This is a genomic window from Stenotrophomonas sp. NPDC047960 (assembly GCF_043204395.1).
In the GTDB taxonomy this organism is placed as follows: Bacteria; Pseudomonadota; Gammaproteobacteria; order Xanthomonadales; family Xanthomonadaceae; genus Stenotrophomonas.
Genome location: NZ_JBIDBX010000001.1, coordinates 267678 through 289632, shown reverse-complemented (window position 1 = coordinate 289632; position 21955 = coordinate 267678). Strand labels below are relative to the sequence as shown.

Genomic DNA, 21955 nt, shown 5'->3' with positions numbered 1-21955 from the left:
AAGCCACGGCCCGGCAGGGCTTGTTAAGCTGCCGGACCGTTCCGCCACACCGACCCGCCATGACCGCCCGCCGTTTCCTGCAGCTTGACGTATTTTCCCCTTATCCCGGCGCGGGCAATCCGCTGGCCGTGGTCCTGGATGCGGAGGGCCTGGACGACGCGCACATGCAGGCCATCGCCCGCTGGACCCGCCTGCCGGAAACCACCTTCGTTTTCGCTCCGCAGGCCCCGGGCGCCAGCTATCGCATCCGCATGTTCAGCCCGCAGAAGGAAGTGCCTTTCGCCGGCCACCCCAGTGTCGGCACAGCGCATGCGGTGCTGGACGCAGGCCTGGCCGCGCCGGTGGAAGGCGTGCTGGTCCAGGACGGCATCGCCGGCGCGCTGCCCCTGCGGGTGGTGGGCGAAGGCGCCACCCGCAGCATCGCCATCCGCACCCCGCGCGCGGCGGTGGCCGAAGTGACCACGGCAGACGATCTGCGGCTGCGCGCCGCGCTGGCCGGCTGGGCGCTGGGCCCGTTGCCGCCGGCACGCATGTCCGGCGGCCGCAGCTGGTGGGTGGTGGAGCTGGCGGATGAAGCGGCGTTGCGCGCCCTGTCACCGGACTGGGACGCGGTCGCCGCGCTGGCCGAAAGCACCGACAGCATGGGCGTGTTCGCCTATGCCCGCAGCACGGGCGCCGCGTACCAGCTCGCCGTACGCGCGTTCGTGGGTAACGGCCGCCGGTTCGAGGATGCCGCGTCAGGCGCGGCCAATGCGGTGCTGGCCGCGTGGCTGGACAGCCGCAGTGCCCTGCCCGGCGTGGACGGGAGTTACGTGGTCAGCCAGGGCCGCGAGGTCGGCCACGACGCACGACTGACCCTGCATGTGGACTCCCAAGGTGACGTATGGTCCGGCGGCCAGGTGCAGACGGTGATCCAGGGCACGATCACCTGGTAGAGACACGCCACGCGTGTCCTGTGCGGTATCGGGTTCACGTGGGACACGCATGGCGTGTCTCGACGGGGTCGCTGTGGGTGCCGACGTGGCGTCGGCACCCGGATCAACTCAACCGGCAACCAGCTCTGCCTCCAGACTGATCGGCACCGCACTCAGCGCCTTGGATACCGGGCAGTTCTGCTTGGCATCATCGGCGATGGCGCGGAACTGGGTCGCGTCGATGTTGGGGACGACTGCTTTGACCGTGAGTGTGATCTGCGACAGCTGTGGGCCACCTTCCATCGACAGGTCGACCTTGGCTTCAGTGTCCAGCGAGGTGGGAACAAAGCCGGCCTCGGTGAGCTTGGCCGACAGCGCCATGGTGAAGCAGCCGGCATGCGCGGCGGCGATCAGTTCTTCCGGATTGGTGCCCTTTTCGTCGCCGAAGCGGCTGCTGAAGGCATAGCGGGTCTTGTCCAGCAGGCCACTCTGCGGCGTGCTCAGTTGTCCCTTGCCTGTCTTGAGGTCACCTTCCCAGTGCGCAGTGGCGTGACGCGAAATGCCCATCGTTTGTTCCTCATTGGGTGAATGGCAGCACCAGCGTAGACCGCCAGGCGTTAGCACCGTGTCTGGCCTGCCCACCTGCGGCGTGCGGCCGCACCCAGGCTCCCCCTGCCTGCCACGCATGACGCTCGACCTTTTGCAAAGTGCTGTTTTCAAGGAGTTTCCGCGCAATCCCTGGTCGTCGCCCCGGCCTGACCCTCCGCTGCAGCCGCACCGCACGGACCGCTTTTCTGGGCATGTCCTGATGCACCGCAGTAACCGCAAACGCAGAAAAGCCGAATTTTTATGCGTTTGCCTATTGGCGGCGCCGCGTTGTTGCCCTACATTTCGCTTGCCGATGGGTTCGGCGCGACCACCCAACCAACCGATCACGGAACAGGAAACCATGGCAAAGACCGCTAAGAAGGCTGCCCCGAAGAAGGCAGCGAAGAAAGTCGCTACGAAGACCGCCGCAAAGCCGGCCGCTCCGAAGCCGATCAAGGAAGTGCTGACCAAGTCCGGCCTGGTTGCACACATCGCCGAAGCCTCTGGCGTTGTGGCCAAGGACGTCCGCGCTGTGCTGGCCTCGCTGGAAACCGCAGTGGCCTCCTCGGTCCACAAGAAGGGCGCGGGCAGCTTCACCCTGCCGGGCCTGCTGAAGATCACCACCGTCAGCGTCGCGGCCAAGCCGAAGCGCAAGGGCATCAACCCGTTCACCAAGGAAGAGCAATGGTTCGCCGCCAAGCCGGCCACCACCAAGCTGAAGGTGCGTCCGCTCAAGAAGCTCAAGGACGCTGCGCTCTGATCAGCGCGCATCCTACAGCACCCGGACGGGACGGCCATTGCCGTCCCGTTCTCTTTTGGGGCAGTGCACGCGTAGCGAAACACAGCGTTGCCAAACTCTGCCTGCGCCGGGTACGCCCGCGCAGACCCAGCTGCCACGGCCCTCGCGGCCGATACGCGCAAACCCGGAACGTACAAGGTGGAACACTGCGTGCGGCCGCGCCTGTCGCCCGGCCCCGTCGCCACGCCTAAGGTGGGCCCATCCCCCCACAGTGCACCGCCATGGCCAGCCCCTCGCAACGCTATCGCATCACCGTTACTCCGATCGAAAAGGACGGGCTGCAGTGCAGCGGACGCTGCACGATCGAACTGGAACACCGCGCCCAGCAGGACTGGATGCGGCTGCTGGAAGCGGCGCGCCGCCCGGCCGGCCTGAGCGGCGACGAGCGCGCCGCGGCCATCGTCGCCACCCAGCTGCTGCAGGACCTTGCCCAGCGCCATGCCGACGAACCCACGCACCCGCTGACCGCACTGCAGCCGAAACTGGACGAGGTGCTCACCGCCCTGGATGCGATCCAGCGCACGCCCTGAACCCCCGCTACACTCTTCCCTCCACCGGGGAGGGTGTGCCATGCGTCGAGTCATGTTCCTGTTGCCGCTGCTGTTTGCCGGGTGTTCGTGCCAGCCAGATCCGGCGCCGACCGAAACGCCTGCGGGCACGGCGGCGACCGATGCTGCCGCCGCATCCGCCGCGCCGGCTCCGGCGCAGGGCGAAGGCGTGGCCGCCATGGCCCCGCCGGTATTGAGCGCGGTAGCACCGGATGCGCCGAGCGAAACCATCACCGTCCGCAACTACATCTACGCTCTGCTGGGCAGCGATCGCAAAAGCTCCGATGCGTTCTGGAGCGGCGGCCACACCAGCGCACGCCCGGACGACGCCGTGCTGCGCAGCATCCCGCAGCTGCGCAACCTGCGCCTGGACACGGAAAGCCCCATCGCCCGCGACACCGCCCAGCCGTCGCGGCTGCGCGAGGTCCCGGTAAGCATCCGCGCGATCACCGCCGAGGGTACATTCCGTTACACCGGCTGGTACCGCCTGCAACCGCGCCCGGACGGCAGCGGCTGGGAAATTCTCAGCGCCTCGCTGCAGCCGGCGCTCGATTGACTGCGGTGCAGCCACGCAGGGCGTGGCTCTACGGACCTGACGGCGCAATCCCTGGTAGAGCCACGCCCTGCGTGGCTGCGCCCATGAAGCGCCGATTCAGGCCAACGCGCTATCGTGTCGGGGTCTCCTACCAGCGCCCGGCCACCATGAAGCTACGCCCCGTGTTCACCCGCATTGCCGCCTGTGCGGTCCTGATTGCCGCCGCGGTCGGCGCACAGGCCGCCCCGAGCGTTTCCGGCCGCAGCCTGTCGGTCGGCGCCAGTGATGTCCAGCACTACCTGGACGGCAGTTTCCCGCGTACCCAGGACGCCCTCGGTGGCCTGATCGCGATGACCATGAGCCACCCCAGGCTCACCCTGCCGCAGGGCAACCGGCTGGACCTGGATCTTGACGTCGCGCTGGCCACCGCCGGGAGCCCACCGTCGCCGCTGGGCAAGGTCAAGCTGAGCAGCGGCCTGCGCTATGACGCGCAGACCCAGGGTTTCCACCTCGACCAGCCCACCGTTGACGACTTCACCCCGGCCAACAACGGGGGCAGGCTCGACTCACGTACACGCGAACTGCTCAACGCGTTCCTCGTCGACTACGCGCGTCGCGAGCCGATCTACAGGATCGACCCGACCATCGCGGCGCTGCTTGGCAATCTCCAGGTGCAGTCGGCGCAGGTACAGAATGGCAAGCTTGTCGTCACCTTCAACCAGGATCTGGGCGCGATGATGCCGTCCGGGGTTCTGGGCAGGTAGGCGCCATCTGCGGTGGCGCCTGGCGGCGCCACCGCGTCGTCAGTCACGCAGCCAGTGCCTTGGCCACGGCGTCGGAGAACGCCGGAATGTCGTCAGGCTTGCGGCTGGTGATCACGCCGTTATCGACCACGACCTCCTGGTCGGTCCACTGTCCACCGGCGTTGGAAAGGTCGCTCTTGAGCGACGGCCACGACGTCACCTTCCGTCCCTTGGCCAGTCCGGTTTCCACCAGCAGCCAGGGCCCATGGCAGATTGCCGCGACCGGCTTGCCGGCCGAGGCGAACGCGGTGATGAAGGCCAGCGCGGGGGCCTGGGTGCGAAGCGTGTCGGGGTTGATCACGCCGCCGGGCAACACCAGCGCGTCATAGTTGTCGGCGCTGGCGCCGGAAAGCGGCTGGTCCACAGTTACGCTGTCACCCCAGTCCTTCTCCTTCCATCCGCGGATCTTGCCCGCGTCACCCGGCGCGACCACGGTCACCGTGGCACCCCAGGATTCCAGCAGCCGCTTTGGCTCCTGCAGTTCGGATTGCTCAAAACCATCGCTGGCGAGGATGGCGACGCGTTTGCCGTTGAGATCATGTGCCATGGGCGGCTCCTTCAATGGGGGAACCGCCACCATGCAGATGCGTCCATTGGCGCAGGGTGACCACAATGTGCAGGCAGCGTAATCGGCGTTACCGCTTCGGCTGCAACATCGTCCCGGTGCACTTTTTCGAGCCGCAACGGCATTCCCAGATCTTCTTCAATCGGGGGGTATGGCGCTCGGCGAGGGTGATGCCGTAGTTGTACGTCAGCTCTTCACCCGGCTTGATGTCCTTGATCGCCTCGATGAACACCTTGTCGTCACGGCGGTTGTCGCCCTCGGCTTCCTCAATGACGGCCTCACAGTTGGGGTCGCAGCTGTGATTCAGCCAGCGCGCATCGTTGCCTTTGTAATTGGCATCAATGACGTAATCGTCGTTCAGGGTGAACAGGAAGGTGTGACCGCTTTCGACGTCCCCGGTATCATCAGCATCCACGTCGGCATGGCTGCGCAGCAGGCCCTTGTACTGGATCACCCGCTCACCCTTCTTGAGGGGCGCCAGCGCGAACACACCGTTGCCGTGGATGGTCGACTTGCGGGCTTGGATCTTCTTGGGCATCTGAGTGACCATTGCAGTGGGATGGTCGATTCTCGCTTAATCTTTGTGATTGCCCAACCACGGCGGCAAGCCGGCTTGCCTGGACCTGCGCCTGAAGCAGCTGAACGGGACGGGTTGGATGCCCGGGCATAAAAGCGTACAATTTCAGTCCGCTTTATGGCTCTGCCCTCCCCATGCTCCGCGTCACCAAGCTTACCGATTACGCCACCGTCGTCCTGACCGTCCTTGCCGCCCGACCGGGCGAGGTGCTCAGCGCGACCGAACTGGCCGAATTTGCCAGCCTCGAGCCGCCCACCGTGAGCAAGCTGCTCAAGCCGCTGGCCCAGGCCGGGCTGGTGGAAGGGCTGCGCGGCGTGCGCGGCGGCTACCGGCTGACCCGCCGCCCGGACCAGATCAGCCTGTTCGAGATCGTCGAAGCCATGGAGGGCCCGCTGGGCCTGACCGAGTGCGCGCACGACCACAGCCAGTGCGGACGCGAGCTGCAGTGCGGCGCGCGCAGCAGCTGGCGGATGATCAACGACGTGGTGTCCGACGCCCTGCGCAAGGTCACCCTGGCGCAGATCCTGCCCCCTCTTCCCCTTGTTGACGCCCCCCGCCGCGTGATCGCGGCGGATGTCGTCTCCTGATCCACAGGCAGCCCCCATGGCCACCGATACCCTCGACACCGTCGCCCCCGGCGATACCCCCAACCGCGAGATCCACGAGCAGCTCGGCCGCAAGTATTCGGCCGGCTTCATCACGGACATCGAATCGGATTCGCTGCCGCCCGGCCTGGACGAGGACACCATCCGTGCCCTGTCGGCCAAGAAGGACGAGCCGGAATGGATGACGCAGTGGCGCCTGGACGCCTACCGCCACTTCCTGACCATGCCGATGCCGAACTGGGCCAAGCTGCAGATCGCCGCGATCGACCTGCAGGCACTCAGCTACTACTCCGCGCCCAAGGGCCCGAAGTACGCTTCGCTGGATGACGTCCCCAAGGAACTGCTGGATACCTACGACAAGCTGGGCGTGCCGCTGCACGAGCGCGCCAAACTGGCCGGCGTGGCGGTGGACGCGGTGTTCGATTCGGTCTCGGTCGGTACCACCTTCCGCAAGGAACTGGCCGAAAAGGGCGTGATCTTCTGCTCCATGTCCGAAGCCATCAAGGAACACCCCGAACTGGTCAGGCAGTACCTGGGCAGCGTGGTGCCGGTGGGCGACAACTACTTCGCCGCGCTGAATTCGGCGGTGTTCTCCGACGGCAGCTTCGTGTTCATCCCCAAGGGCGTGCGCTGCCCGATGGAACTGAGCACCTACTTCCGCATCAACGCCGGCCACACCGGCCAGTTCGAGCGCACCCTGATCATCTGCGAGGACAAGGCGTACGTGTCCTACCTGGAAGGCTGCACCGCGCCGATGCGCGATGAGAACCAGCTGCACGCCGCGGTGGTCGAGCTGGTGGCGCTGGAAGATGCCGAGATCAAGTATTCCACGGTGCAGAACTGGTATCCCGGTGACGAGAACGGCGTGGGCGGCATCTACAACTTCGTCACCAAGCGTGCCGAATGCCGTGGCGCGCGCAGCAAGGTCACCTGGACCCAGGTTGAAACCGGTTCGGCGATCACCTGGAAGTACCCGTCCTGCGTGCTGCTGGGCGATGACTCGGTGGGCGAGTTCCACTCCGTGGCGCTGACCCACCACCGCCAGCAGGCCGACACCGGCACCAAGATGATCCACATCGGCAAGCGCACCAAGAGCAAGATCGTCAGCAAGGGCATCAGCGCCGGCCGTGGCCAGAACACTTACCGTGGCCTGGTCAAGGTGGACCGCAATGCCGAGGGCGCGCGCAACTACACCCAGTGCGATTCGCTGCTGATCGGCAAGACCTCCGGCGCGCACACCTTCCCGTACATCGAGGTGAAGAACCCGAGCGCTACGGTGGAGCACGAAGCCACCACGTCGAAGATTTCCGATGACCAGCTGTTCTATTGCCGCGCGCGTGGCATCGACCAGGAAAACGCGGTTTCGATGATCGTCGATGGCTTCTGCAAGCAGGTGTTCCGCGAGCTGCCGATGGAGTTTGCGGTGGAAGCCAAGAAGCTGTTGGAAGTCTCCCTTGAAGGTTCCGTGGGCTGATCGGTCGCGCCTTCGTTTGATTTTTTTTGCCACGCAGGGCGTGGCACTACTGGATTCGTATCATGCTGAAGATTGACAACCTCCACGCCCGCATCGGCGACAAGGAAATCCTCAAGGGCCTGTCGCTGGACGTGAAGCCAGGCCAGGTGCACGCCATCATGGGCCCCAACGGCGCGGGCAAGTCCACCCTGGGCAACGTGCTGGCCGGCCGCGAAGGCTATGACGTGAGCGAAGGCAGCGTGCAGTTCGAAGGCCGCGACCTGCTCGAGCTGGCCCCGGAAGAACGCGCCGCGGCCGGCCTGTTCCTGGCCTTCCAGTACCCGGTGGAAATCCCCGGCGTGAACAACACCTACTTCCTGCGCGCCGCGCTCAACGCCCAGCGCAAGGCGCGCGGCGAGGAAGAACTCGATTCCATGCAGTTCCTCAAGCTGGTGCGCCAGAAGCTGGCTGTGCTGCACCTGAAGGATGAGCTGCTGCACCGTGGCGTCAACGAAGGCTTCTCCGGTGGCGAGAAGAAGCGCAACGAGATCTTCCAGCTGGCCGTGCTCGAGCCGAAGCTGGCGATCCTGGACGAGACCGACAGCGGCCTGGACATCGACGCGCTCAAGAGCGTGGCCGACGGCGTCAACGCGCTGCGCTCGCCGGACCGTTCGTTCCTGGTCATCACCCACTACCAGCGCCTGCTCGATTACATCAAGCCGGACGTGGTGCACGTGCTGGCCGATGGCAAGATCGTGCAGAGCGGCGGCCCCGAACTGGCCCTGGAACTGGAAGCCCACGGCTACTACTTCCTGAAGGACCGCGTGGTGCCGGAGGCAGCGGTCTGATGAGCGCCCTGCTCGATTCCCTGGCCGCCGGCTTCTGCGGCAGCGACGCCCGCCGCGCCGAGCTCGATGCCGCTTTGCAGGCCGGCCTGCCGGGCCCGCGCAGCGAAGCCTGGAAGTACACCTCGCTGCGCCAGCTCGAACGCCGTACGTTCCAGCCCGCGCCGCTGGCCGCGCCCGAGATCGACCCTGCCCTGCTGGCCGACATTCCGTCGCCGCGGCTGGTGTTCGTCAACGGCCGCCCGTCCGCCGCGCACAGTGACGTGTCGGCGCTGCCGGCCGGCGTGCAGGTGCAGACCCTGTCCTCGGCGCTGGCCGCCGGTGAGGAAGCCCTGCGCTTCCTGGGCCGCCGTTTCGAGCGCAGCGAAGAAGTCTTCGCCCGCCTCAACGCCGCCCTCGCCGATGAAGGCGTGCTGGTGCGTGTGGACAACGGCGTGCAGGTTGAAACCCCGCTGCAGCTGGTCTTCATCAGCGCCGCCGGTGGCAGCGACCTGGCCTGGCATCACCGCCACCTGATCGAACTGCGGGCCGGTGCCGCGCTGGGCGTGGTCGAGCATCACCTGGATGCCGGCGATGCCGCACACCTGGGCAACACCCTGGTGCACGTGCACCTGGCCCAGGACGCGGTGCTCTCGCACGCCCGCGTGCAGGCCGATGGCAGCCGCGCCACCGCGCTGCTGCGCACCGATGCCGTGCTGGCCCGCAACGCGCAGTACCGCCGCGTGGACCTGGAGCTGGGCGCCGCGCTCAGCCGCCACGAACTCAACGTGCGCCTGGAAGGCGACAACGCCCAGCTGACCGCCAACGGCGTGCTGCTCGGCAACGGCCGCCGCCATGTCGATACCCGCCTGGGCATCGAACACATTGCGCGCGATACCGCCTCGGAAATGGTGTGGCGTGGCGTGGCCGCCAACCGCAGCCGCGTGGTCTTCCACGGCGGCATCCACATCCGTGCCGGCGCCGATGGCACCGACGCCAACCTGTCCAACAAGAACCTGCTGCTCTCGGCCGACGCCGAGATCGATACCCAGCCCACGCTGGTGATCGACGCCGACGAGGTGAAGGCCGCACACGGCGCCACCGTCGGCCAGCTCGATGCCAACGCCCTGTTCTACCTGCGCTCGCGCGGCCTGCCGGCCGAGCAGGCGCAGCAGCTGCTCAGCGCCGCGTTCTGCCATGAGCCGCTGAACGTGCTGGACGCGCGCCTGACCGAACAGCTGCGCCGCCAGCTGGACCTCGCGCTGGCCAAGGCAGGCGTGGCATGAACCTCTCCACCCCGCGCCCGGTAGCCGACCCATTCGCCGCCCCCGACTGGGACCGCGTGCGCCTGGACTTCCCGCTGCTGATGCGGGAAGTGCACGGCAAGCCGCTGGTGTACTTTGACAATGCCAACACCGGCCAGAAGCCGGTGCAGGTGATCGGCGCGGTGGATGAGTTCTACCGCCGCTACAACGCCAACGTCAGCCGTGCGGTGCACGCGCTGGGCACCGAGGCCACCGACGCCTACGAAGGCGCACGCAGCAAGCTGGCGCGCTTCCTCAACGTGCGCGCCAGCGAACTCATCCTGTGCAGCGGCACTACCTTCGCCATCAACCTGGTGGCCTATTCATGGGCCCTGCCGCGGCTGAAAGCCGGCGATGTCATCCTCGTCTCGCGCATGGAGCACCACGCGAACATCGTGCCGTGGCAGCTGGTGGCCCAGCGCACCGGTGCGACCATCCGCGTGGCCGAAATCACCTCGGACGGCGCACTCGACCTGGATGCCCTGCGCAAGGCCATGACCCCCGAGGTCAAGCTGCTTGCCGTGGCCCACGTCTCCAACGTGCTGGGCACGGTCAACCCGGTGCGCGAAATCTGCCGTGAAGCACGCAAGCGCGGCATCATCACCGTGGTGGATGGCTCGCAGGCCGTGCCGCACCGCAAGGTCGACATCGCAACCATTGGCTGCGACTTCTACGCCATCACCGGCCACAAGATGTGCGGCCCCACCGGCACCGGCGCGCTGTGGGCCAAGCGTGAGCATCTGGATGCCATGCCACCGTTCCTCGGCGGCGGCGAGATGATCAAGGAAGTGAGCTTCGAGGGCACCGTGTTCAACGATGCCCCGCACAAGTTCGAAGCCGGCACCCCGAACATCGCCGGCTTCATCGGCCTGGGCGTGGCAGTGGATTACCTGGAATCGCTGGGCCTGGAGCACGTCGAAGCGCGCGAAGGCGAACTGCTGGCGCACTTCACCGAAGAGCTCAACAAGATCGACGGCCTGCGCATCTTCGGCACCACGCCGGACAAGGCCGCAGTGGTGTCGTTCCTGATCGAAGGCGCGCACGCACACGACCTGGCGACGCTGCTGGACCTGGAAGGCGTGGCCATCCGCTCCGGCCAGCACTGCGCGCACCCGCTGCTGCAGTACTACGGCGTGGCGGCAACCTGCCGGGCCTCGCTGGCGTTCTACAACACGCACGAAGAGATCGAGCGCTTCATCGCAGCGCTGAACAAAGTCCGCAAGCTCCTCGGCTGACCGTCCGCCTGGTAGCGCACGACCGTTGGTCGTGCGCCGCACGCTGCCGCCCCGCCCCCTGTGCAATAATGAGAAACCTTCTCATTAAGGTCGCTGGATGTCGTCGGTCGCCCCAAGTCCCGCGAGCACCCCACCGCTGCACTATTACCTGCGTGACATGCGACCGGGTGTTGCGCGGTCACACGCCTCGTTCACAGAACGCCATGCCCGCACGCTCGCCGGCGGCCTGACGGTGCTGGGCCACGCCGCCGCCATCGCGCTGCTGCTCTGGGGCCACGCCGGCGGCACCCCGGTCCTGCCTCCTCCGCCGGCCGACCGCACCCAGCTGGTGTTGTTGCCGCCGCGTGCGCCGGAAGTGCCGCTGGAGGACATCGTGGCGCCCACTCCGAGCGTGGCGGCCACCCTGCAGCGACAGAAGCCGGAACCGCCGCGCGATCTGCCGAAAACACCAACGCGCGAGACCGCGCGCTGGGTGATTCCACCACCGGCCCCACCGCAGCCCATGCCGGATTCGCCTGCACCGTTGCAGCATCAGGCCTCGGTCGCTGCATCGCCGCCGAGCCCACCGCTGCCGCCCGGCCCCAGCGAGACCATGCCCGGCCGCGACAGCTGGGAAGCCCGGGTCATGGCGCGGCTGGAACGCTTCCGTCGCTATCCCCACGCCGCACGTGCACGCCGCCATGAGGGCATCGTGCAGGTGCGGGTGAGCCTGGCCCGCGATGGCCAGCTGCTTTCTGTGGCGGTGGAACAGAGCTCGGGGTACGCGATGCTGGACCAGGCCGCACTGGAAACCTTCCGCCGCGCCGCGCCGTTGCCCGTCGTGCCGGATGACCGGCCGGCACCAGTGGAACTATCGTTCCCGGTGGAGTTCTTCATCCGCTGAGCGCGCGCAGGTCCCCTACTCAGTGAGCGCCGTTCGCATCTCTCGCTCGATCTGCTCGACCAGCAGCAGGTTGGCATGTTCCGGGGTGCGCTCGTAGGCACGCTTGGCCGCGTCGAGGGCTTCGGCAAGCAGGCGGAAGCGCTCCTCTGCACTCTTTGCCACCCGCGCGGAAGCGAAACGCGATGCCGCTTGGTAGTAGAGCTCCTGGACGTCGCCCAGGTCGCGCGCGCGCTGCCGCCAGCGCGCGGCCGGCACGTCGTTGCCGGGGGTGGCTTCGTAATGCGCGATCAGCCGCTTGATCGCCACCAGGTTGTCATCCTTGGCGGCGGCGGTGACCGCCGCCAACTGGCGGGGCGACAGGTAGCGATCGTCCGTCGGGGGCCCTTCAGCGCAGCCGGACAGCGCCAACATAAACACGCATGACAGGAGAATGGGCTTCATAGCCGCACGATCCTGACAGTGCCCGACCCTCACGGCCAACGCACAGTTCCTATGGAAATCCGGCATTGCATAGGCAGCGCCCCTGCTACCCGCCACCAGCGCCCCGCTCTAGAATGACGGCATGAGTACCCTGACCTTCCGTGCGGCCACGCTGGCCGACATTCCCGCCCTGATCACCCTGGTCACCTCGGCCTACCGTGGCGACACCAGCCGCGCCGGCTGGACCACCGAAGCGGACATGCTGGATGGCGCGCGCATTGACGCAACCGGCCTGCAAGCCGATATCGAGCGCCCGCGCAGCACTGTCCTGCTGGCCGAACGCGACGGCCAGCTGCTGGCCTGCGCGCATGTGGCCGACGACCACGGCAAGGGCTACTTCGGCATGTTTTCGGTGGACCCGGCCCAGCAGGGCGGCGGCATCGGCAAGCAGGTGATGGACGCGGCCGAAGCCCACGCCGCGCGCGAATGGGGCGTGCCGGTGATGCAGATGACGGTGATCGACATCCGCGACGAGCTGATCGCCTTCTACGAACGCCGTGGCTACCAGCGTACCGGCATCAAGAAGCCGTTCCCTTACGGGGATGAGCGCTTCGGCATTCCCAAGCGCGATGACCTGCGCTTCGAGATCCTGGAAAAGCCCCTGGCGGCCCACGCATGAGCGGGACCTGGACCTTCGTCTGCGCCACGGCCGAGCTGCTGCCGGGCGAGATGAAGAGCACTTTCGACGAAGTCACCGGTACGCCGATCGTGGTGTTCAACCTGGACGGCGAGCTGTACGCCCTTGAAGACCAGTGCACCCATGAGGAATTCGAACTGTCATCGGGCACGTTCGATACCGAGGAAGGCAGCATCGAGTGCGTGCTGCACAGCGCGCGCTTCGATGTGCGCGATGGCCGTGCCCTGTGTGCCCCTGCCTATACGGCGGTGCCGAAGTTTCCGGTGAAGCGCGAACACGACGCCGTGTGGACCCGCGACGACCGCGACTGATTTCACAGAACTGAACAACCGTTCCCCGCTTGGGAAGGGTTCTGTGACACTTCGCACCATATAGTGGATGCGAATCATTATCGTTTCTGTTAATTTATCGTCATGGCCCTCGTCCGTGACGCCACCGCTGCCCGCCCCGACCCGCTGCTGCTGAGTGCGGTGCTGCTGGCGTGCCTGTTGGCGGGCATCCTCGGCTGGCTGGGGACTCAGCTGTCAGCAGATCGGCCAGGGCCAGCGGGTCCGGTGGTGTCTGCAGACTCCGCACTTCAATCCGGGAAACCGGTACCCGACCGGCGGGACATCGCGGTACACGTGTCAGCCGTTGTCGAGAAAGATCCCGACCCCGGTCGCCAGGGCAAGGTACCCGCTGCCCTGCCGTCGTCAGACGCCGCCGCAGACCTGGTGGCCATCGCATCCGCGGCGCCATGGGATGCAACCCCCATCCCTGCGCGCACGCTGCGCTCGCACCTGTCCCAGGCCCCACCGGCCCGCGCGTAGTTCCTGACTGCTTTTCCGCACGTCGCACCCCCGTACCCGATCTCCCGTCCACGCCCCTGCGTGCGCGCCCCACGCTGCGCGCCCGGCGGCATTCCTCATTCCGTTTCCAGGTCTACCACCACCATGATCAAGAGCCGCAAGCATTCCTCCCCCGCACGCAGTGCCGCCAGCCTGGCCACCGCCGGCCTCGTCACCGGGCTCAGCCTGGCCATGCTGCCGGTGGCCGCCCAGGCCGAGTCGGCCAGCGACACCCCGCGCACGCTGGACCAGGTGCAGGTGCAGGCTGCCCGCGGCTTCAAGGTGGACAAGGTCGCCTCGCCCAAGTTCACCCAGTCCCTGCAGGACACCCCGCAGACCATCCAGATCATCAGCCGCGACCTGTTCACCCAGCAGGGCGCCACCACACTGACCGATGCGCTGCGCAACAGCCCGGGCGTGGGCACGTTCTATGTCGGCGAGAACGGCAACACCAATACCGGCGACAGCATCTTCATGCGCGGCTTCGATACTTCCAGCAGCATCTTCGTGGACGGCGTGCGCGATGTCGGCTCGATCTCGCGCGATGTGTTCAACACCGAACAGGTGGAAGTATCCAAGGGCCCGGCCGGCACCGACAACGGCCGCTCCGCGCCCACCGGTTCGATCAACATGGTGAGCAAGCAGGCCAACCTGCATGACGAAGTGAGTGGCACCGTATCGGTCGGCAGTGACAGCCAGCAGCGCGCGTCGGCCGACTGGAACCAGACCCTGGGCGCCACCAGCGCGCTGCGCCTGAATGCCATGTGGCAGGACAGCGACCAGCCGGGTCGCGACCACGTCAACAACTCACGCTGGGGCATCGCGCCGTCCCTGGCGTTCGGGCTGGGGACCAGCACCCGCTATATCCTCAACCTGCTGTACGTGGACCAGCAGAACGTGCCCGACGGCGGCGTGCCCACTCTCGGCCTGCCCGGCTGGACCCCGCAGCCCACGCTGGAACAGCTGGCCGGCCGTCCGGTAAACCCGGAGAACTTCTACGGCACCCGCGCCGACCATGACGATGTCACCGCGAAGATGGCCACCTTCCGCATCGAGCATGACTTCAATGACAACGTGCGCCTGACCAACACCGCACGTTGGGGCCGCACCGACCAGGACTATCTGCTCACCGCGTTCATGGGCACCGGCACGCGCGGGGCCAACGGCGCCCCCAGCGGCAACATCCGCTACACCGACCGCAACAACCTGGACACTTACACCATCGCGCGCAGCCTGCCGACCTTCAAGGACCAGCAGAACACCATCCTCACCGACCAGCTCAACCTGCGCGCGGATTTCAGCACCGGCAGCATCGTGCACAACCTGAGCACCGGCGTGGAGTTCACCCGCGAGGAGCTCAAGAGCTTCGGCCAGGCGGCCACCAACGGCACCACCTGGTCGCCGGCCAACCTGTACACCCCGGACTGGAACGCCACCGGCCTGACCTGGGCGCACAACGGCGCCGACAGCCGCGGCAAGACCACCACCTCGTCGGTATACCTGTTCGATACGCTGAACTTCACCGACAGCTTCCTGGTCACCGCCGGCCTGCGTGCGGACCATTACAAGACCGAGTACCAGAGCGCGGTGGTGTGCGGCGGGCGCGGCCCGGCGTGCGGCAGCAACCCGGTGGGCACGGTGATTCCCAACCCGTCGCTGGAGCATTCCGACACCCTGCTCAACTGGAAACTGGGCGCGGTGTACAAGGTCGGCGACATCGTCAGCCTGTACGGCAACTACGCGCTGTCCCAGCAGCCCCCGGGCGGCAGCAACTTCCAGCTGAGCAGCTCGGCCAGCAGCGCCGACAACCCCAGCCTGGACCCGCAGAAGGCCAAGACGCTTGAAGTGGGCACCAAGTGGGCGTTCCTCGATGACGCACTCGCTTTCAACGTCGCGCTGTTCAAGACCGAAGTCAGCAACGAGATCAACACCCAGGTGCTGGACGATGCCGGCAACCCGACCCAGACCGGCAAAAAGTCGGTGCAGGGCATCGAGGTGTCCACCGTGGGCCGCATCACCGAGAACTGGTCGGTGTCGGCCGGCTACAGCCACCTGGATACCGAAGTGGAGGAAGGCGCCAACGTGGCCGCCGATGGCACCCGCAACCTGACCTACACCCCGGGTGCGACCTTCACCAGCTGGACCAGCTACACCTTCCCGTTCGGCCTGACCGTGGGCGGTGGCGTGCGTTACGCCGGCCGCATGCACCGCGGTACCGACGGCGCGGTGGGTACCCCGGCGTTCACCAAGTCGTACACGGTGTACGACGCAGTGGCCTCGTATGAAATCAACGAGCACCTGGTGCTGCGCTTGAACGCCTACAACCTGTTCGACAAGGACTATGTGGCCGCGATCAACAAGAGCGGCTACCGTTACACCCCGGGCGCCCCGCGCAGCGTGCTGTTCAGCGCGGACTTCCGCTTCTGATCCACCAAGGACCCTGCCATGCTCCTGCACGTCCCCGATGTCCTCACTGCCGACGAACTGGCCCACCTGCAGCGCGCGCTTGCGGCGGCGGACTGGGCCGACGGCCGCGAGACCGTGGGCGTGCAGGGCGCGCAGGTCAAGCGCAACCAGCAGTTGCCTGACGCCTCACCGCTGAAGGTCGAGCTGGGCAGGATCGTGCTGGCGGCATTGGAACGGCACCCGCTGTTCTTCGCCGCCGCACTGCCGCTGCGTATCCTGCCCCCGCGTTTCAACCGCTACCAGGGCGGTGGCGAGTATGGCTTCCATGTGGATGGCGCGGTGATGATCACCGACAGCCAGGGCGTGCGCAGCCACCTGCGCTCGGACGTGTCATGCACGTTATTCCTCAACGCGCCGGAGGACTACGAAGGTGGCGAACTGGTCATCAGCGATACCTACGGCGAGCATGAGGTGAAGCTGCCTGCCGGCGACCTGGTGCTGTACCCGTCCAGCAGCCTGCACAAGGTCAACCCGGTCACACAGGGGGCACGGCTGGCCTCGTTCTTCTGGGTGCAGAGCATGGTCCGCGACGACGGCGCACGGCGGATGCTGCTGGAGATGGATGGCGCGATCGAGAAGCTGCGCGTCACCGGCGGCGATGCGGGGGCGGTGCTGCAGTTGACCGGGGTGTATCACAACCTGCTGCGGCGCTGGAGCGAGACCTGACGCTGTAAATCATTCCTATTTGCATTTGCGTCGGCCGCTCTCTACAATGCCCGCCGCGCCAGACCTGCTGGTGCGCCGTCAACAGGTATCCCGCCTTGCGCCACCCCCACCACCACCGCAGCTTTGCCCCCGCCATGCGCGGGCAGCGCCCGGCGCTGGCGACGGTGCTGGCGTGGCTGGCCCTGCTGTCGATGCTGCTGGGCAGCCTGCCCCTGCTGGAGCACCGCCTGCCCGGCACCGCCGCGCTGGTGCTGCAGCAGCCTTCCGAAGAACGTCCCAGCGGCGAAGGCCGCCTGCAGGAAGAAGCGCCGGCAAAGCCGCGCCGGATGGCCGGTGCCCGCCCGGCGGCCACGCCGCCGCGCCTGCCACAGCCGCCAGTAAGCGAATCGCTGGACGCACTGATGGCCACCTTGGCCGAACTGCCGCCGCAGGTGGCACCTACCATCGATTCTGCCCCGGCCACGCCGTTGCCGGCGGTCCCCGGATTGCGCGTCCAGCGCGGCCAGGCGCCACCGCAGGGCTGATTCCGCGCGCGTCCGCGTCGCTGCGCCTGCACGACCGTCGCTGAGCGCACCGCCGCTGCCTGCACTCCAGGCTCCTGACGATTTTCCGATTCGCTGCGGCCGCCGGCCACGGCATTGCCGCGTTCGCGTTCTTTTCGAGGTATTTCCCATGGCGCACCGCCATCGTCTTTGCACGTCCCTGTCCCGCAGCGCACTGAGCGTTGCCCTGCTCGGCGCATTGAGCACCCCCGCCTTCGCCGCCGGTGATGTCGCGGGCGACCCCAAGACCCTGGACCAGGTGGTGGTCACCGCCTCGGGCTTCGAACAGAAGATCGCCGACGCCCCGGCCAGCATCAGCGTGGTCAGCCGCGAGGAACTGGCCAAGCGCCCGTACACCAGCCTGGTGGATGCGCTGCGCGACGTGGAAGGCATCGACGTGGGCATGGAAACCACGGACAAGAACGGCCGCGCCACCATCTCCATGCGCGGCATGCCGTCCGAATACACGCTGGTGCTGATCGATGGCCGCCGCCAGAGCAACGTGGGCCAGCTGTACCCGAACAACTTCGGCGGCGGCCAGTTCGCCTACCTGCCGCCGCTGGATGCGATCGAGCGCATCGAAGTGGTGCGCGGCCCGATGTCCACGCTGTACGGCTCCGATGCCATGGGCGGCGTCATCAACATCATCACCCGGCGCAACCAGGACAACTGGCACGGTTCGGTCACCCAGGGCTTCACCGTGCAGCAGGACGACCAGTTCGGCGATGCGCGCACCACCGATGTGTACCTCACCGGCCCTCTGGTGAAAGACCGCGTGGCGCTGGCCGTGCGCGGCAGCTACTACGATGCCAAGGCGTCGAACCCGGAATGGGACGACCTGCCGCTGCCCGACGGCACCCTGTGGGCGCGCAGCATCGGCTTCGGCGGCGGCGGCAAGGCGGTGGCCAACACCAACTGGAACACCGGCGTGCGCCTGGGCTTCACCCTCAATGACGACCATGACCTGTCGCTGGATTACGACGTGTCGCGGCAGAAGTACGACAACAGCGAAGGCCAGACCGGCACGCTGGACAGCGTTGCCAGCCTGTGGCGCGTGGGCAATGCCACCCTCCCGAACCCGAACGGCACCGGCACCCTCACCCGGCGCGTGGTGCAGCCGCGCGTGGGCTACACCGCCTACCAGCGCTACGAGCGCGACCAGCTGGCGCTGAGCCACCAAGGACGCTATTCGTTCGGCACCTGGCAGACCACGCTCACCCACACCAAGAGCAACAACCTGGGCCGCTCGCTGCCGTTGACCCTGGACGAACGCGCCGACCTGCAGACGCTGTGGAACGACGTGTGCCGCCGCACCGGCGCGGCGAACAACTGCGCCGCCGGCACCCGTAACGGTCTTTCGGCGTTGAACCCGACCGAGCTGGCGCGACTGGAAGCCTTCCTGCCGCGCCCGCTGCGCACCATGGAGCTGGAAGGCTACGTGCTGGACACCATGCTGGACATGAGCTTCGACGCACACACGCTGACCGTTGGCGGCCAGTACACCGACACCGACATGGTTGACGGGGTGTTCGGCATGGATGGCGCCGGGTACCGCGACAACGTCAAGCAGAAGCACCGCATGTGGTCGGTGTTCGCCGAAGACAACTGGGCGCTGACCGATGCACTGACCGCAACGGTAGGGGTGCGCTACGACGACCACAACATCTTCGGCAGCCACGTCAGCCCGCGCGCCTACCTGGTGTGGAACGCCAGCGATGCGTGGACCTTCAAGGGCGGCGTGAGCACCGGCTACAAGACCCCGCGCCCGGACCAGCTGTTCCCCGGCGTGACCGGCTTCGGCGGCCAGGGCGTGCTCCCGCTGGTGGGCTCGCCCAACCTGCAGCCGGAAACCAGCACCAACCATGAGATCGCCAGCTACTACGAGGGCGAGCGCTGGGGCTTCAACCTCACCGGGTTCTTCAACAGGTTCGACGACAAGATCGCCAGCGGGGGTACCTTCCCGAACTGCGAAGTGGCCCCGGCCGGCAGTGGCTACTGCGTGGATGTGGGCCCGGGCTGGGCCGCGCTGGGCTACAGCACCTTCAGCCAGAGCGTGAACATCGACACCGCTGAAACGCGGGGCGTGGAGGCAGCCGCGCACGTGGACCTGCTGGACAGCCTGCAGCTGCGCGGCAACTACACCTATACGAAGTCCGAGCAGACCAGTGGCGTGGACAAGGGCAAGCCGGTAGGCGGCACCACCACGCCAGCCAAGCACATGGCCAATGCGAGCTTGAACTGGCAGGTCAGCGAGGCGGTGAGCCTGTCGCTGATCGGTGAGGGGCGGTACGACCGCTATCGCGACACGCTGGTGTCCAATGTGGGTGGGGTGAGCTCGTCGCAGGTGCGGTACTACGATGACTACACGATCTTCCACCTTGGCGGCAGCTGGAACATCAATCAGTGGCTGACCGTGAACGCGCGGGTGAACAACCTGTTCGACAAGGATTTCGTCTCGCAGTCGTGCGTGTTGATCAATGACAGCGAGTACAACTGCGTGGACGATTACGCGACCAAGGACCAGCGCCGGAGCTATTGGATTTCGTTGAACGCGAAGTTCTGAGGCCCGCCGCCCGCGCGACCAATAATTGCGAACCATTCTCACCAATGGTGTAATTCGGTATTCGCTCTCTTCCTGTGTGACCGTGGCCGCCCCTTCGCCCTCCTCTGCCGTGCAGCAACAGCAAAGCCGTGGCTTCTGGCTGCGTACCCTGCACCAGTGGCACTGGATCAGCTCGGCGGTGTGCCTGATCGGCATGCTGTTGTTTGCCGCCACCGGGATTACGCTGAACCATGCGGCGAAGATCGAGGCCACGCCGCAGGTGGTGAACCGGCAGCTGGAACTGCCGGCCGAACTGCTGGGTCAGCTGGGCGACCGCACCGACGGCAACGCCCCGGTGCCCCGCCCGGCCGTGCGCTGGCTGGACCGCGAGCTGGGCATTTCCATCGGTCGCCGCCCAGCCGAATGGTCGGCCGAGGAGATCTATCTCTCCCTGCCCAGCCCCGGCGGCGACGCCTGGTTGAGCATCGACCGCCAAAGCGGTGCGGTGGAATACGAAGCGACCTCGCGTGGCTGGGTGTCCTACTTCAACGACCTTCACAAGGGCCGCAACGCCGGCCCGGCCTGGGGCTGGTTCCTCGATGTGTTCGCCGTGGCCTGCCTGGTGTTCTGCATCACCGGCCTGTTCCTGCTGCACCTGCATGCCCGCCAGCGCCGCATGACCTGGCCGCTGGTGGGGCTGGGCCTGATGGTGCCGCTGCTGATCGCCCTGATCCTGATCCACTGACTTCCTTCGCCCTTCCCCGTCCCGGAGCCGCACCCATGCGCGTCACCCTCACCATCGCCCTGAGCGGCCTGCTGGCCACCTCGCCGGCCTATGCCACCACCCTGGACATCAACGTCGAGGTGCCCAAGCTCAACGTGGCCGAGTACCACCGCCCGTATGTGGCGGTGTGGCTGGAAGGGGCCGACCAGAAGGTCGCCGCCAACCTGGCGGTCTGGTACCAGCAGACCGGCAACAGCGAAGGCCACGGCACCAAGTGGCTGCCGGACCTGCGCCAGTGGTGGCGCAAGAGTGGCCGCGAGCTCAAGGTGCCGGTGGACGGCCTGACCGGCCCGACCAAGCCGGCCGGCACCCACGCGCTGTCGTTCAGCGACAGGCAGCCGGCGCTGAAGTCGCTGGCACCGGGCAACTACACGCTGGTGGTGGAAGCGGTGCGCGAAGTCGGCGGCCGCGAGCTGGTCAAGATTCCCTTCACCTGGCCGGCCACCGCGCCGCAGACCGGCAAGGCCCAGGGCAGCACCGAGCTGGGCCTGGTCACGCTGTCGTCCAAGCCCTGATGTTCCACTGCCCTCCCCGTCGAGGGCACCCCTCACCTGTACATGGAGTTGTTGATGAAGCGCTCGCTCGTCCTGGCCGCCGCCCTGGCCGCCGCCCTTCCGTTCTCCGCACTGGCCCACAAGGCCTGGCTGCAGCCCTCGCAGACCGTGATCGCCGGTGAACACCCGTGGATCACCGTCGATGCGGCGGTGTCCAACGACCTGTTCTACTTCAACCACGTGCCGCTGCGCCTGGAAAGCCTGGTCATCACCGCGCCTGACGGCACCACCGTGCAGCCGCAGAACGCCTCCACCGGCAAGTTCCGCAGCGTGTTCGATGTCGAGCTGACCCAGCAGGGCACCTACCGCCTGGCCTCGGTCAACAACGGCCTGTCGGCGACGTGGGAAGAAGACGGCAAGCCCAAGCGCTGGCGCGGCACCGTGGCGACCTTCGCCACCGAAGTACCGAAGAAGGCCAGGAAGCTGCAGGTGAGCCAGTCGGTCAACCGCATCGAAACCTTCGTCACCAACGGCACCCCGAACAGCACCGCGCTCGCGCCGACAAAATCGGGCATCGAGCTGGTGGCCGTGGGTCACCCCAACGACCTGGCCGCAGGCGAAGAAGCGAAGTTCCGCGTGCTGGTCGACGGCAAGCCGCGCGCCGGCCTGGCCTTCGAGATCACCCGTGGCGGCACGCGTTACCGCAACGCCCAGGAAGAGATCAAGGTCACCAGCGACAAGAAGGGCGAGTTCTCCGTCACCTGGCCGGAAGCTGGCATGTACTGGCTGGAAACCAGCAGCGAAGACAAGAAGACCACGCTCAAGCAGGCCAAGACCCGCCGCCTGAACTACGTCGCGACGCTGGAAGTGCTGCCGCTGTAACC

The 21955-nt window shown here is 66.9% G+C and carries 24 protein-coding genes; 20 read left to right on the top strand and 4 right to left on the bottom strand.

What is annotated here, in order from left to right:
- Window positions 1–59 precede the first annotated feature (59 nt).
- Window positions 60–935 (top strand): PhzF family phenazine biosynthesis protein, encoded by an 876-nt coding sequence (locus ACGFZ3_RS01615; protein ID WP_392915496.1) that lies wholly within the window; start codon window positions 60–62, stop codon window positions 933–935.
- A 108-nt stretch (window positions 936–1043) separates the two neighbouring features.
- On the opposite strand, the gene ACGFZ3_RS01610 is transcribed toward ACGFZ3_RS01615, so the two are convergent.
- Window positions 1044–1481, bottom strand: a complete 438-nt coding sequence (locus ACGFZ3_RS01610) for an OsmC family protein (RefSeq protein ID WP_392915494.1) — start codon at window positions 1479–1481, stop codon at window positions 1044–1046.
- Window positions 1482–1863: 382 nt separating this feature from the next.
- Between ACGFZ3_RS01610 and ACGFZ3_RS01605 the strand changes: the two genes are divergently transcribed.
- From ACGFZ3_RS01605 to ACGFZ3_RS01590, 4 genes are all read left to right on the top strand, one after another.
- The gene (locus ACGFZ3_RS01605; RefSeq protein ID WP_392915491.1) at window positions 1864–2262 is read left to right on the top strand and encodes an HU family DNA-binding protein; all 399 of its coding nucleotides are present in this window, start codon (window positions 1864–1866) and stop codon (window positions 2260–2262) included.
- Window positions 2263–2522: 260 nt separating this feature from the next.
- The gene (locus tag ACGFZ3_RS01600; RefSeq protein ID WP_392915488.1) at window positions 2523–2831 is read left to right on the top strand and encodes a DUF3861 family protein; all 309 of its coding nucleotides are present in this window, start codon (window positions 2523–2525) and stop codon (window positions 2829–2831) included.
- 40 nt (window positions 2832–2871) lie between these two features.
- Window positions 2872–3405 carry a hypothetical protein gene (locus tag ACGFZ3_RS01595; RefSeq protein ID WP_392915485.1) on the top strand — a complete coding sequence of 178 codons (534 nt, stop codon included), beginning with the start codon at window positions 2872–2874 and terminating at the stop codon, window positions 3403–3405.
- A gap of 146 nt (window positions 3406–3551) precedes the next feature.
- The gene (locus tag ACGFZ3_RS01590; RefSeq protein ID WP_392915482.1) at window positions 3552–4148 is read left to right on the top strand and encodes a DUF1439 domain-containing protein; all 597 of its coding nucleotides are present in this window, start codon (window positions 3552–3554) and stop codon (window positions 4146–4148) included.
- Window positions 4149–4191: 43 nt separating this feature from the next.
- Here ACGFZ3_RS01590 and ACGFZ3_RS01585 read toward each other — a convergent pair whose 3' ends face one another.
- Both ACGFZ3_RS01585 and ACGFZ3_RS01580 read right to left on the bottom strand, forming a co-directional pair.
- Window positions 4192–4734 carry a type 1 glutamine amidotransferase domain-containing protein gene (locus ACGFZ3_RS01585; RefSeq protein WP_392915479.1) on the bottom strand — a complete coding sequence of 181 codons (543 nt, stop codon included), beginning with the start codon at window positions 4732–4734 and terminating at the stop codon, window positions 4192–4194.
- 88 nt (window positions 4735–4822) lie between these two features.
- A complete protein-coding gene (locus tag ACGFZ3_RS01580; protein WP_392915476.1) occupies window positions 4823–5290 on the bottom strand; it encodes an SET domain-containing protein in 468 nt (155 codons plus the stop codon).
- A 173-nt stretch (window positions 5291–5463) separates the two neighbouring features.
- Between ACGFZ3_RS01580 and ACGFZ3_RS01575 the strand changes: the two genes are divergently transcribed.
- From ACGFZ3_RS01575 to ACGFZ3_RS01550, 6 genes are all read left to right on the top strand, one after another.
- Entirely contained in the window at window positions 5464–5916 is a 453-nt protein-coding gene (locus ACGFZ3_RS01575) for an SUF system Fe-S cluster assembly regulator (protein WP_282246891.1), read from the top strand.
- A gap of 16 nt (window positions 5917–5932) precedes the next feature.
- A complete protein-coding gene (gene sufB / locus ACGFZ3_RS01570; protein WP_392915472.1) occupies window positions 5933–7408 on the top strand; it encodes a Fe-S cluster assembly protein SufB in 1476 nt (491 codons plus the stop codon).
- Window positions 7409–7470: 62 nt separating this feature from the next.
- Window positions 7471–8235 carry a Fe-S cluster assembly ATPase SufC gene (sufC, locus tag ACGFZ3_RS01565; RefSeq protein ID WP_392915470.1) on the top strand — a complete coding sequence of 255 codons (765 nt, stop codon included), beginning with the start codon at window positions 7471–7473 and terminating at the stop codon, window positions 8233–8235.
- Window positions 8235–9497, top strand: a complete 1263-nt coding sequence (gene sufD, locus ACGFZ3_RS01560) for a Fe-S cluster assembly protein SufD (RefSeq protein WP_392915468.1) — start codon at window positions 8235–8237, stop codon at window positions 9495–9497. The genes sufC and sufD overlap by 1 nt, the downstream gene beginning before the upstream one ends.
- Window positions 9494–10750: a cysteine desulfurase gene (locus ACGFZ3_RS01555; RefSeq protein WP_392915466.1), complete on the top strand. Its 1257-nt coding sequence runs from the start codon at window positions 9494–9496 to the stop codon at window positions 10748–10750. The genes sufD and ACGFZ3_RS01555 overlap by 4 nt, the downstream gene beginning before the upstream one ends.
- Before the next feature lie 97 nt (window positions 10751–10847).
- On the top strand, window positions 10848–11633 hold the full coding sequence (locus ACGFZ3_RS01550) for an energy transducer TonB (RefSeq protein WP_392915464.1): 786 nt from the start codon (window positions 10848–10850) through the stop codon (window positions 11631–11633).
- Window positions 11634–11648: 15 nt separating this feature from the next.
- Here the strand turns inward: ACGFZ3_RS01550 and ACGFZ3_RS01545 are convergent, their stop codons facing one another.
- Window positions 11649–12074 carry a hypothetical protein gene (locus ACGFZ3_RS01545; protein ID WP_392915461.1) on the bottom strand — a complete coding sequence of 142 codons (426 nt, stop codon included), beginning with the start codon at window positions 12072–12074 and terminating at the stop codon, window positions 11649–11651.
- A 121-nt stretch (window positions 12075–12195) separates the two neighbouring features.
- On the opposite strand from ACGFZ3_RS01545, the gene ACGFZ3_RS01540 reads away from it, so the two are divergent.
- The 9 genes from ACGFZ3_RS01540 to ACGFZ3_RS01500 all read left to right on the top strand — a co-directional run bounded on the left by ACGFZ3_RS01540 (window position 12196) and on the right by ACGFZ3_RS01500 (window position 21953).
- Window positions 12196–12732 carry a GNAT family N-acetyltransferase gene (locus ACGFZ3_RS01540; protein WP_392915458.1) on the top strand — a complete coding sequence of 179 codons (537 nt, stop codon included), beginning with the start codon at window positions 12196–12198 and terminating at the stop codon, window positions 12730–12732.
- Entirely contained in the window at window positions 12729–13061 is a 333-nt protein-coding gene (locus ACGFZ3_RS01535; protein ID WP_392915455.1) for a non-heme iron oxygenase ferredoxin subunit, read from the top strand. Before ACGFZ3_RS01540 ends, ACGFZ3_RS01535 begins: the two co-directional genes overlap by 4 nt.
- 621 nt (window positions 13062–13682) lie before the next feature.
- A complete protein-coding gene (locus tag ACGFZ3_RS01530) occupies window positions 13683–16004 on the top strand; it encodes a catecholate siderophore receptor Fiu (protein WP_392915452.1) in 2322 nt (773 codons plus the stop codon).
- A gap of 18 nt (window positions 16005–16022) precedes the next feature.
- Window positions 16023–16709: a Fe2+-dependent dioxygenase gene (locus ACGFZ3_RS01525; RefSeq protein ID WP_392915450.1), complete on the top strand. Its 687-nt coding sequence runs from the start codon at window positions 16023–16025 to the stop codon at window positions 16707–16709.
- Between the two features lie 95 nt (window positions 16710–16804).
- Window positions 16805–17233 carry a hypothetical protein gene (locus ACGFZ3_RS01520; protein WP_392915447.1) on the top strand — a complete coding sequence of 143 codons (429 nt, stop codon included), beginning with the start codon at window positions 16805–16807 and terminating at the stop codon, window positions 17231–17233.
- A gap of 148 nt (window positions 17234–17381) precedes the next feature.
- Complete coding sequence (locus ACGFZ3_RS01515; protein WP_392915444.1) at window positions 17382–19814, top strand: TonB-dependent receptor domain-containing protein; 2433 nt, start codon at window positions 17382–17384, stop codon at window positions 19812–19814.
- Between the two features lie 82 nt (window positions 19815–19896).
- Window positions 19897–20538: a PepSY-associated TM helix domain-containing protein gene (locus tag ACGFZ3_RS01510; RefSeq protein WP_392915441.1), complete on the top strand. Its 642-nt coding sequence runs from the start codon at window positions 19897–19899 to the stop codon at window positions 20536–20538.
- A gap of 35 nt (window positions 20539–20573) precedes the next feature.
- Window positions 20574–21092: a DUF2271 domain-containing protein gene (locus ACGFZ3_RS01505; RefSeq protein ID WP_392915438.1), complete on the top strand. Its 519-nt coding sequence runs from the start codon at window positions 20574–20576 to the stop codon at window positions 21090–21092.
- 54 nt (window positions 21093–21146) lie between these two features.
- Entirely contained in the window at window positions 21147–21953 is an 807-nt protein-coding gene (locus tag ACGFZ3_RS01500; protein ID WP_392915435.1) for a DUF4198 domain-containing protein, read from the top strand.
- The last annotated feature ends 2 nt before the right edge of the window (window positions 21954–21955 follow it).

Coding starts and splice junctions, on each gene's coding strand:
- ACGFZ3_RS01525 (WP_392915450.1), top strand. CDS start 16,023: ATGCTCCTGCACGTCCCCGATGTCCTCACTGCCGACGAACTGGCCCAC.
- sufD (WP_392915468.1), top strand. CDS start 8,235: ATGAGCGCCCTGCTCGATTCCCTGGCCGCCGGCTTCTGCGGCAGCGAC.
- ACGFZ3_RS01535 (WP_392915455.1), top strand. CDS start 12,729: ATGAGCGGGACCTGGACCTTCGTCTGCGCCACGGCCGAGCTGCTGCCG.
- ACGFZ3_RS01610 (WP_392915494.1), bottom strand. CDS start 1,481: ATGGGCATTTCGCGTCACGCCACTGCGCACTGGGAAGGTGACCTCAAG.
- ACGFZ3_RS01600 (WP_392915488.1), top strand. CDS start 2,523: ATGGCCAGCCCCTCGCAACGCTATCGCATCACCGTTACTCCGATCGAA.
- ACGFZ3_RS01590 (WP_392915482.1), top strand. CDS start 3,552: ATGAAGCTACGCCCCGTGTTCACCCGCATTGCCGCCTGTGCGGTCCTG.
- ACGFZ3_RS01595 (WP_392915485.1), top strand. CDS start 2,872: ATGCGTCGAGTCATGTTCCTGTTGCCGCTGCTGTTTGCCGGGTGTTCG.
- ACGFZ3_RS01540 (WP_392915458.1), top strand. CDS start 12,196: ATGAGTACCCTGACCTTCCGTGCGGCCACGCTGGCCGACATTCCCGCC.
- ACGFZ3_RS01555 (WP_392915466.1), top strand. CDS start 9,494: ATGAACCTCTCCACCCCGCGCCCGGTAGCCGACCCATTCGCCGCCCCC.
- ACGFZ3_RS01505 (WP_392915438.1), top strand. CDS start 20,574: ATGCGCGTCACCCTCACCATCGCCCTGAGCGGCCTGCTGGCCACCTCG.
- sufC (WP_392915470.1), top strand. CDS start 7,471: ATGCTGAAGATTGACAACCTCCACGCCCGCATCGGCGACAAGGAAATC.
- ACGFZ3_RS01550 (WP_392915464.1), top strand. CDS start 10,848: ATGTCGTCGGTCGCCCCAAGTCCCGCGAGCACCCCACCGCTGCACTAT.
- sufB (WP_392915472.1), top strand. CDS start 5,933: ATGGCCACCGATACCCTCGACACCGTCGCCCCCGGCGATACCCCCAAC.
- ACGFZ3_RS01585 (WP_392915479.1), bottom strand. CDS start 4,734: ATGGCACATGATCTCAACGGCAAACGCGTCGCCATCCTCGCCAGCGAT.
- ACGFZ3_RS01515 (WP_392915444.1), top strand. CDS start 17,382: ATGGCGCACCGCCATCGTCTTTGCACGTCCCTGTCCCGCAGCGCACTG.
- ACGFZ3_RS01545 (WP_392915461.1), bottom strand. CDS start 12,074: ATGAAGCCCATTCTCCTGTCATGCGTGTTTATGTTGGCGCTGTCCGGC.
- ACGFZ3_RS01615 (WP_392915496.1), top strand. CDS start 60: ATGACCGCCCGCCGTTTCCTGCAGCTTGACGTATTTTCCCCTTATCCC.
- ACGFZ3_RS01575 (WP_282246891.1), top strand. CDS start 5,464: ATGCTCCGCGTCACCAAGCTTACCGATTACGCCACCGTCGTCCTGACC.
- ACGFZ3_RS01580 (WP_392915476.1), bottom strand. CDS start 5,290: ATGCCCAAGAAGATCCAAGCCCGCAAGTCGACCATCCACGGCAACGGT.
- ACGFZ3_RS01605 (WP_392915491.1), top strand. CDS start 1,864: ATGGCAAAGACCGCTAAGAAGGCTGCCCCGAAGAAGGCAGCGAAGAAA.
- ACGFZ3_RS01530 (WP_392915452.1), top strand. CDS start 13,683: ATGATCAAGAGCCGCAAGCATTCCTCCCCCGCACGCAGTGCCGCCAGC.
- ACGFZ3_RS01500 (WP_392915435.1), top strand. CDS start 21,147: ATGAAGCGCTCGCTCGTCCTGGCCGCCGCCCTGGCCGCCGCCCTTCCG.